This window comes from Candidatus Binataceae bacterium (assembly GCA_035294265.1).
In the GTDB taxonomy this organism is placed as follows: domain Bacteria; phylum Desulfobacterota; class Binatia; order Binatales; family Binataceae; genus DATGLK01.
The window spans coordinates 1-8,438 of record DATGLK010000011.1 but is presented as its reverse complement, the minus strand read 5'-3'; the positions used below and the strand labels follow the sequence as shown (position 1 = coordinate 8,438).

The window sequence follows — 8,438 nt, the reverse complement described above, 5'->3', positions numbered from 1 at the left end:
GCTTCTGCCCTGGGCATGATGACTTGGTTGATTCTCTACGGTAGCAGCTTCATGATTCCGCAATTTTGTCTGAGCGAATTGGGTTACGACTCCTATCGTACCGCGCTGGTATTGCTGCCACGCGCGCTTCTGATGCTGGCTGTCACCCCGCTGGCGGGTCGGCTTTACAACACCAGCCCCAGGATGGTGGTGGCGTTGGCCAGCTTGTTGGAAGCCTGGTCGTGCTGGTTGTTGGCGGGACGAATGCTGGCACCCTCCTTCATCACGCTGGTGCTGGCTCAGTTGCCCATGGCGCTAGGCGTGGGGTGCGTCTTCGTGATGCTGACGGCGGCGGCCCTGAACTCCGTGCCGGCGGCGGAAAAGACCGGTGCCGCGGGCCTTTATACCTTGGCTCGGCGCGAGGGCAGTAATCTTGCCTATGCCCTGTTCGCCTCGATCATAAGCTTTCAGACCGCCCGTCGGATGGGCCTGCTGGAAGATCATCCCGCGCTGCCCGCGGTCCATCATGTGATCGGACTGGCCTATCGCGACGCTTATTTGATTGGAGCACTAGCCGTTCTCATTTCGCTACCGCTGGCCTGGATGCTACCCGGCCGCGCCGATGTGGCTGTTGCTCGCCTGACCGCGGTTACCGACTGAAGCGCACCAGTGAGATCTTGCATCCCAGCGTGGCCGCTGGCGATTAGGGAATACACACGCAGCCTCGTCGATGAGCGAGGCTGAACCGAGCCGGAGATGGCGAGGCTATCTATTTTCCTTGAAACCGCGGCCATGCTTTAATGAGGCGTGCCGAGCTCGAACCCAAGTGGCAACGCTTCGGTAGTGCGCCAGCCCGTGATTCAGCCGCTGCGGCGCGCCGCGGTGTTTTTGATTTTGACCATAAATCCGGGGCGCCAGAATGAAGACACGGTACGGTCGGTTTGCGCCAACTTGCCCAAACTTGTTCGCGCCGTGGGCTTTCGCGAACCGGAGGCGGAGCTTTCCTGCGTGGTGGGACTTGGCCTTAACGGTTGCAATCGTCTGTTGGGAAGGCCGCTTCCCGCCGAACTCCATCTCTTCAAGGAAATCGTCGCGGGACCGCGCCGCGCGGTCTCCACGCCCGGAGATTTAATCTTCCATATTCGCGGCGAGCGCCGGGATCTATGCTTCGAGCTCGAAGCGCAGATCCTTGCCCAGCTTGGCGAGAGCGTTGCGACCGCCGACGAAGTAGCCGCGTTTCGCTATTTCGACAATCGCGATCTGCTGGGTTTTGTCGATGGAACGGAAAATCCGGTGGGAGACGAAGCAATCCGGGCGGTTTTCATCGGCGAGGAGGACGCGACTTTCGCCGGCGGCAGCTACGTCATTGTGCAGAAGTACCTGCACGACCTTGGTGCGTGGAATGCGCTCCCCACCGAGCTGCAGGAAAAGATTATCGGTCGCACCAAGCTGTCGGATGTCGAGCTCGACGATTCGGTGAAGCCGACTTCGGCGCATAACGCGCTGACCACCATCGTGGAAGGTGGCTTGGAAAAGAAGATCTACCGGGCCAATGGCGTTTTCGGGCAGCCTGCGAAAGGGGAATTCGGAACTTACTTTATCGGCTACGCGCGCTCGCCTCTGGTAATTGAACAGATGTTGCAAAACATGTTCGTGGGGCGGCCTCCCGGCAATTACGATCGGTTGCTTGACGTCAGTCGCGCGATCACCGGCACTCTGTTTTTTGTACCCTCGCTGACGCTTCTCGAAGCTTTCGCATCCCAGCCCGGTATGCCTGTGGATGCCGCCGACAATTCGATACAAACCTCACCCTCCGATAGCCTCGCCGGCGATGGGTCGCTGGGTATTGGCTCACTGAAAGGATGGGCTCGCGATGAATAATCTCTACCGAGAGGTGGCGCCGATTAATGAGCGCGCATGGTCGGATATCGAAAAGGAAGCCGCGCGCACTTTGAAGCGTTACCTGGCCGGGCGGCTCGTAGTCGATGTCAAAGGCCCGGATGGCGTTGCGCTGTCGGCAGTCGGCACCGGCCATCTGCGCAACGTCGCGCCGCCGGCCGAGGGGGTCATCGCGCGCCAACATGAGGTCAAGGCGCTGGTCGAACTTCGTGTGCCTTTCCAGTTGGATCGCCAGGCTATCGACGACGTTGAACGGGGCGCCAACGATTCCAATTGGCAGCCGCTGAAGGATGCCGCGAAAACGATCGCCTTTGCGGAAGATCGGATTATTTTCGATGGATACGCCGCCGCTTCGGTTGAAGGCATCCGCACAGGTTCAAGCAATCCTGCGATGACCCTGCCTCAAGAGGTCGCGCATTATCCCAGTGCTATCGCGCAAGCCCTTGGGCAATTGCGATTGGTCGGCGTTAACGGACCCTATTCGGTGTTACTGGGCGCGGATGCCTACACGGCGCTGAGCGAGGCCAGCGACCACGGTTATCCGGTCATCAACCATATTCAGCGCCTTGTCAACGACGAGATCGTCTGGGCGCCGGCGGTAAGTGGTGCCTTGGTGCTGAGCAAACGCGGCGGCGATTTCGTCCTCCATCTCGGTCAGGATCTGTCAATCGGCTACCTGGGCCATACCGACCGCGTCGTCAGCCTTTATCTGCAGGAGACCCTGACCTTCCTGATGCTGACCGCGGAAGCTTCGGTGGCGATCGTGCCGGCGCAAAAGGGTCGCACGGAGTAGCCACAAAGGTGCTTCTCCTTTGCGTGTGCGTGGGTGTTTCATCCTGTCAAAATAATGTGGCGATTGACCCTCGCTGAGAGATGATGCTATTAGCATAATCGAAAAGACACTTTCGAAGTGCTGCTCCATTTTTGCAAAGAAGCGTATTTAAAGCGGGTAGAAACAGCTTTTTGCTTTGAACTTGTGGTGCGGGCGCAATGAACGCAGCCGATCGCCTCGTCCAGGAAATACTTTCCAACATTGGCATCTGGGGTGCTAAGCAGCTCGCAGTTTGGTCGGAACCTCGGAAGGAAGTCGATCGAGTTTGGCGAATCGACTACCGGGCGGCGCTGCGGCGGCAGCTTGATGACAGCTTGATAAAAAGCTTCGCTCAAGAGATGTCCGCGGTACTGCCCGCATTCAATCAAGAGTCATTTTTGCCATCTGCCAGCCTGTTTTCTCGCATCGCCAAGAGCGAGAATTTTCAGCTCAAGTCCTCGGAATATCGCAGCGACGGCGGTTTGGCGCTGCGCGGTTTTTACGTCGACTGCGTCGATACTCATTTAAAAAAGCCGATCGTTTTTCTCAACCTCGCTCATCATCCAGTGGCGGTGGGGACGACGTTTGCTCACGAGCTCGGCCATCACGTAAGCTCCGAGCTGCTGCGCCCCAGTCGGACGGCTCTACGGCCCTATTTTCATGTCGATTGTGTGTCTCATCTCGAGGAACCGTGCGAACTCCTGGCGGATATCGCCGCAGCGCTATGCGGTTACCCGCACCCGGTGGCTTCAATGCTCTTCGGTTCGGCACGGGGGCGGCACGCCGCGAGTACGAAGGGCTTTTCGCGGGCAGCCTTTCAGCGAGTGCGCGCGTACGTAAAGAAGCAATATGGCTTCGATTTCGACCAGTCCGGCACGGTCTTTCAGAGTCTCCAGTATCTCTGTGGTATGATTCATTACGCTAAACTGAGGGAAGCGCTCTTTGGGGAGTTCGGCGTATGACCGGAGATAAGAGCTTGGGTGGGCTCATTCGGCGGCGACGAACCGAACTCAACCTGACGCAGCGTAAACTAGCTGATCTTCTTGGTGTCCGGGCGAGCTACGTGGGCTATTTGGAGCAGGGACAGCGCAGGCCCTCGCTGCAACTGCTCAGTCGTTTGGCGGACACTTTAAATTTGCCCAAAGAAAAGCTTTTGCTCTTGGCCCATCCCGAAGCGCGCGATCTTTTGCAAAGCGCGCGGGGAAGTCGTGGGGCGCCTCAGGCCACGGTGTGGCATCGCTTCCGCAGCGACCCAAGAATCCTGGCCCGCCATAAGATCAGCCCCGAAGAGATGAAAGTCTTATCCTCCATCAATGCGCTTGGTACGGTGGCAAGCCCGCGCGACTATCTCTTCATTCTGCGGACCATCAGGCAGGCAATCGAAGAAGATTAGGATAAGTGGCGCCAAGACCGGATGCCGGGGGGGGCGATTGGAAAGCCAATCGCCCAGCTGAAGGCTGTCGTAGCCATTGTACTTGTGGACACTGCGCTTCCCGTGCACTGCCCCGCTATCGTCAAGTCCAACGACCCAGCCGTGGGTGGGCGCAACCGCCACGCCGAGCAATTCCCCTAAAATCGCTTGGCGTGGCGGCGCCTTGCCCCCCCTCCAAGATCCGGCCACGGCGCCCCGTCCGCTTTCGGGAGCCCGTCCGGCTTTAGGCCGCAGGAACACCGGCATCCAGCGGCATAGTGGGTGGAAAGACCATTTCTTGGAGCCGGTCACGGCGGACCCGGCGGCGCGCGTCGATAGTCGCTTTAACCGGATTACTAAACCTCACGCACCTGTTGCAGTTGGAGGTTTCGAAGCCAACCTCCCAAGCTGCGGCGATGCTCCGTCGGAGCCGGTCGCCCTGTATCAGCATTGGCTGAACCAGGATTTTGTCACCACTTAAAGTTTGGGCGAAGGGCCAAACGGTCGGTTCGCCGGCGCGCTCGAAGTCCGGATAGGCTCCGGTCAGATCCCAAGGCTGTACGATCGGGTAGATGAGGACGGTGCGAAATTGCAGCAGCCCGGAAAGTATCGTGCAACCCCAGCGCGCCGCCATCCCGCCGGACAAGGTCGAAGACCAAAGCTCGCCTACTTCGGCAACCTGGTCGGGAGGTAAGTGAGTCAAATCAGGCTTGGCATAGCTTTGGGGAAAAGTATCCAGGCTGTGAATCGCGAAACCCGCCACCATTCGGCTGGGACCCGAGGCAGTCGCCTCGAAGATACCGTACAAGTCGGCGAAGGCGATGTGCGCTTGTCCCAGCCGCGAGCGCGAAGTCTCACAAAAGCCGATTCCCTTGGTGGCGCGGGCGCGACTCAAAGCGAGCTCGAAGGCGGCGCGCTCGGGCGCGGTTTCCAGTAGACGCAGTTCCATGGATTCCTCCTTAATTGAGGAGAGTTTGGTCACCCTACAATGCTCTTCATGCCAAACTTGGAAAAACACAACAACCTGTTGAGCAATTGCCATCTGACAGTGGAATTTCGGGATAAGTACGTGCCAGGATTGGCTAAAGCGATTCCAATAGCAAAAACGCGCGAGCGGTCAGTGGCAGCCACGGTAGCTCCGAGCGTGGAAATTGATTGTGCCGAGCGCCACCAACTGCCCGGTCTTGTTCAAAAAGGGGGGAACGCAGCCAGAGCGTACTCATCTTTTTGATGCGCCCAGGCACTACGCCATGATGAGACCGATGAACTGGGGGATGGGGCGCTCGCCGCCGCTTCGTACCAGTAGCGAGCTTCGTGCCAAGCTACTAAAATAACAGGGATGCCGCTTGATTCCTTTGGCCGCGAGATCGACTACTTGCGTATCTCGCTACTGGACAACTGCAACTTGCGGTGCGTCTATTGCATGCCGCTAGAAGGCGTGCGGCTGGCGCCTAAGCCCGATCTGCTCACTGCGCCCGAGATCGAGCGTGTGGTACAAGCGGCGATCGGCGTAGGTTTTCGCAAGTTTCGCCTGACCGGCGGCGAACCCACCCTGCGCCCCGACCTGCTGGAGATCATTGCGCGCGTGGCCGCCATCCCCGGCTGTGGCGAGCTCGCGATGACCACCAACGCGATGCTGCTGGGCAAACTGGCCCGTCCGCTCAAACAAGCCGGGCTGAGGCGGATTAACGTCCACATCGACAGCCTCAATCCTGCCACCGTCGAGCGGCTGATGCGCTGGGGCAGTCTGGAGAAGATGTGGGATGGGCTGATGGCTGCCGAGGGTGCCGGCCTTGTGCCCATCAAGCTCAATTGCGTGGTCGTAGCCGGCTACAACGAAGCTGATGTCGTCGAGCTGGCCCGGCTTACGCTGGAACGCGACTGGCACGTGCGGTTTATCGAGCTGATGCCGCTTGGGGGCGGCGAATGTGCCGGGGTGGCGATCAAACGCTATGTCTCCAACATCGAGACTCGCGGTCGTATCGAGACCGAGTTGGGGAAATTGGCAGAGCTGCCCAGCCGCAACCTCTCGGATGAGGCGCGCAATTACCGCTTGGCCGGCGCGCGCGGGGTGATCGGTTTCATCTCGCCGGTTAGTGAGCCTTATTGCGGCACCTGCAATCGGATGCGGCTTACCGCCGACGGCAAGTTCCATCTCTGCCTGCTCAATGACGACGAGCTGGATATTCGTAAGGCGCTGCGCGCCGGCGCCAGCCTGGAGGAGTTGGGTGCGATGCTGGTACGGGCGGTTGAGCTCAAGCCCACAGGCCATAAACTGCTGGAGGGCCGCTCCACCAAGGATCGCTCGATGTACCAAATCGGGGGTTAAGGACTTTTCGCGAGGGAGCTCGCGCCCGCACTTTGTGGATATCCGCATTTCATAAGCTTGGGTGAACTGGAGCATCTCGAGCATGAGGTGGGCAAAATGCCGAAGATGGGCAAGTTTTTTCGTGCCGATCAGATAGGCAGTTTGCTGCGCCCACCTGAGTTGCTCGACGCCCGCGACGCTTGCAAGGCTGGCCGTATCAGCATGGCGCAATTGCGAGCCGTGGAGGATCAATCGATTCTCACCGCGCTCGCGATGCAATGTGAGGTGGGGCTGGAAATCTTCAGCGATGGTGAGATGCGCCGCGATGCCTGGCAAACCAATGTTAGCCAGGCGGTGGAGGGATTCGAAGCGGCCTATCCGGTGCGCGAAAGTACCACGCCCGACGGTCGCCGCGTGCGGATCGAGATGCATGCCAAGGGCGTGGAACGCAAGCTGCGCCAGATTCGGCGAATCGCCCAGGTCGACGCTGCGTTCATGCGCGAGCATTCGCCCGGTCCCTTCAAGATAACGATGCCCAGTCCCGCGGCGGTGGCGCGGGCGGGCTACCGCCGCGGCGTGACCGAGAAGGCCTATCCACGGCGCGAGGAACTTCATCGCGACTTGGCCGACATCATCCGTGGCGAAATGCAGGCCCTGGTGGCCGACGGCGCCGGCTATCTCCAACTCGACGAGGGTTTCAACAGCTACGTCAACGAGGATTGGCGCGCCCAGCTGCGGGCGCAGGGGCTTGATCCCCAGCGCAGCCTGGAACTGGACATCGCCGTCGATAATTCCTGCTACGACGCGGTCGCGGGCAGCGGCGTGACGCGCGCGATGCATCTGTGTCGCGGCAGCCGGACCTCGTGGGAGCATGGTTCGGGTGGTTATCAATGGCTGGCCGAGCGGCTGCTGGGTGCGCTGCATGTCGACCGCTTCCTGCTCGAATATGACAGCGCGCTGGTGGGCGGGTTCGAGCCGTTGCGCTTCGTGCCCAAGGGCAAAGTGGTCGTGCTGGGGCTGGTGTCGAGCAAGAACCCGCGCCTGGAGACGATCGACGAATTGCGCCGGAAAATCGACGAGGCGGCTAAATATTGCCCGTTGGAACAGCTCGCCATCAGCACGCAATGCGGTTTTCAAGGCGCGGCCGATCGCGACGGTGCACACATGACTATCGACGAGCAGCGGCGCAAGCTCGAACTGGTAGTGGAAACCGCCCGCCAGGTCTGGGGTTAATCCGAGTGGCACTCTCGGCGGCGAACGCGGTTAATATTTTTTGAGCCCGGCAGGTTTGGCTAAGCGGGCAAGGGCTTTAGAGCCGATCTCATGATCGTCGTGAAAGGCGAAGGCGTAATTAGGCCATCCGAGGCGTTCGAGCCAACGATGCGAACCAGATTCGGCGTTTGGTTCGCCGGCCTAGGCGCTCAAGGGTGGCCAGTATGCGCCCACCTCTGGAGGGCAACGGCTCACGCAGCTACGGCGAAACTGGTATCCGCGCCTTTAGGGGAGCGTTCGCCGTGCTCGATCTCGTCGGCGATAGTGCGCAGCGCGAGGACCTTGACGTTGGCGATTGCCTGGTCACGGGTAGCGCCGTACGCCATCGCTCCGGGAAGGGGTGGGATTTCAGCCGCCCAGCAACCATCGTCTTCGCGTTCGATTTGATGGTTAACATCGAGCGATCCTAGCATGGCGCGAAACGGATTTTGCAACGAGCAACCTCGCAGCATTGTGCCGTGACGATCTCCCTCCTGCGACGTGCTTTTGCGCTTAATGATTCGGCTACAGTCCTAGCAGCGTTACGGCGTTGGTGCCGGCGATCGCGCGGCGCGGTTGGGGGTCGAGATTAGCCACTTTTTCCAGCGTGCCGAGCGGATCTTCAAAGCCCATATCCATCGGATAGTCGGTGCCGAGCATGATGCGATCGGCGCCCACTTGGGAGATGAGAAAACCGAGCAGCGCGGGATCAAACACTAGCGAATCGAACCAAATGCGGCGCAGATAGGCGCTGGGCGGATGCAAGCATCCGTGCGCCT

At 59.8% G+C, this 8,438-nt stretch carries 10 protein-coding genes; 7 read left to right on the top strand and 3 right to left on the bottom strand.

Annotation, left to right across the window (positions count from 1 at the left end; genetic code table 11):
- The 5 genes from VKV28_02255 to VKV28_02235 form a co-directional block, all read left to right on the top strand.
- Nucleotides 1-639, top strand: a 639-nt coding sequence (locus VKV28_02255) for a hypothetical protein (GenBank protein ID HLH75607.1), incomplete at its 5' end; no start/stop codon positions are given.
- Nucleotides 640-786: 147 nt separating this feature from the next.
- The gene (locus VKV28_02250; GenBank protein HLH75606.1) at nt 787-1,860 is read left to right on the top strand and encodes a Dyp-type peroxidase; all 1,074 of its coding nucleotides are present in this window, start codon (nt 787-789) and stop codon (nt 1,858-1,860) included.
- Nucleotides 1,853-2,671, top strand: coding sequence for a family 1 encapsulin nanocompartment shell protein (locus VKV28_02245; GenBank protein ID HLH75605.1), 819 nt, complete (start codon nt 1,853-1,855; stop codon nt 2,669-2,671). Before VKV28_02250 ends, VKV28_02245 begins: the two co-directional genes overlap by 8 nt.
- A gap of 197 nt (nt 2,672-2,868) precedes the next feature.
- Nucleotides 2,869-3,651, top strand: coding sequence for a hypothetical protein (locus VKV28_02240; protein ID HLH75604.1), 783 nt, complete (start codon nt 2,869-2,871; stop codon nt 3,649-3,651).
- Nucleotides 3,648-4,082, top strand: coding sequence for a helix-turn-helix transcriptional regulator (locus VKV28_02235; GenBank protein HLH75603.1), 435 nt, complete (start codon nt 3,648-3,650; stop codon nt 4,080-4,082). The genes VKV28_02240 and VKV28_02235 overlap by 4 nt, the downstream gene beginning before the upstream one ends.
- Nucleotides 4,083-4,344: 262 nt before the next feature.
- On the opposite strand, the gene VKV28_02230 is transcribed toward VKV28_02235, so the two are convergent.
- Nucleotides 4,345-5,049: a hypothetical protein gene (locus VKV28_02230; protein HLH75602.1), complete on the bottom strand. Its 705-nt coding sequence runs from the start codon at nt 5,047-5,049 to the stop codon at nt 4,345-4,347.
- Nucleotides 5,050-5,439: 390 nt separating this feature from the next.
- Here VKV28_02230 and moaA point away from each other — a divergent pair, with 390 nt between their 5' ends.
- Both moaA and VKV28_02220 read left to right on the top strand, forming a co-directional pair.
- The gene (gene moaA, locus VKV28_02225; protein HLH75601.1) at nt 5,440-6,429 is read left to right on the top strand and encodes a GTP 3',8-cyclase MoaA; all 990 of its coding nucleotides are present in this window, start codon (nt 5,440-5,442) and stop codon (nt 6,427-6,429) included.
- Between the two features lie 96 nt (nt 6,430-6,525).
- Entirely contained in the window at nt 6,526-7,641 is a 1,116-nt protein-coding gene (locus tag VKV28_02220; protein ID HLH75600.1) for a hypothetical protein, read from the top strand.
- A gap of 230 nt (nt 7,642-7,871) precedes the next feature.
- Here VKV28_02220 and VKV28_02215 read toward each other — a convergent pair whose 3' ends face one another.
- Together VKV28_02215 and VKV28_02210 are read right to left on the bottom strand one after the other, a co-directional pair.
- Complete coding sequence (locus tag VKV28_02215) at nt 7,872-8,114, bottom strand: type II toxin-antitoxin system HicB family antitoxin (protein HLH75599.1); 243 nt, start codon at nt 8,112-8,114, stop codon at nt 7,872-7,874.
- A gap of 70 nt (nt 8,115-8,184) precedes the next feature.
- Nucleotides 8,185-8,438: amidohydrolase family protein (locus tag VKV28_02210; protein HLH75598.1), on the bottom strand; the 254-nt coding region annotated here is incomplete at its 5' end.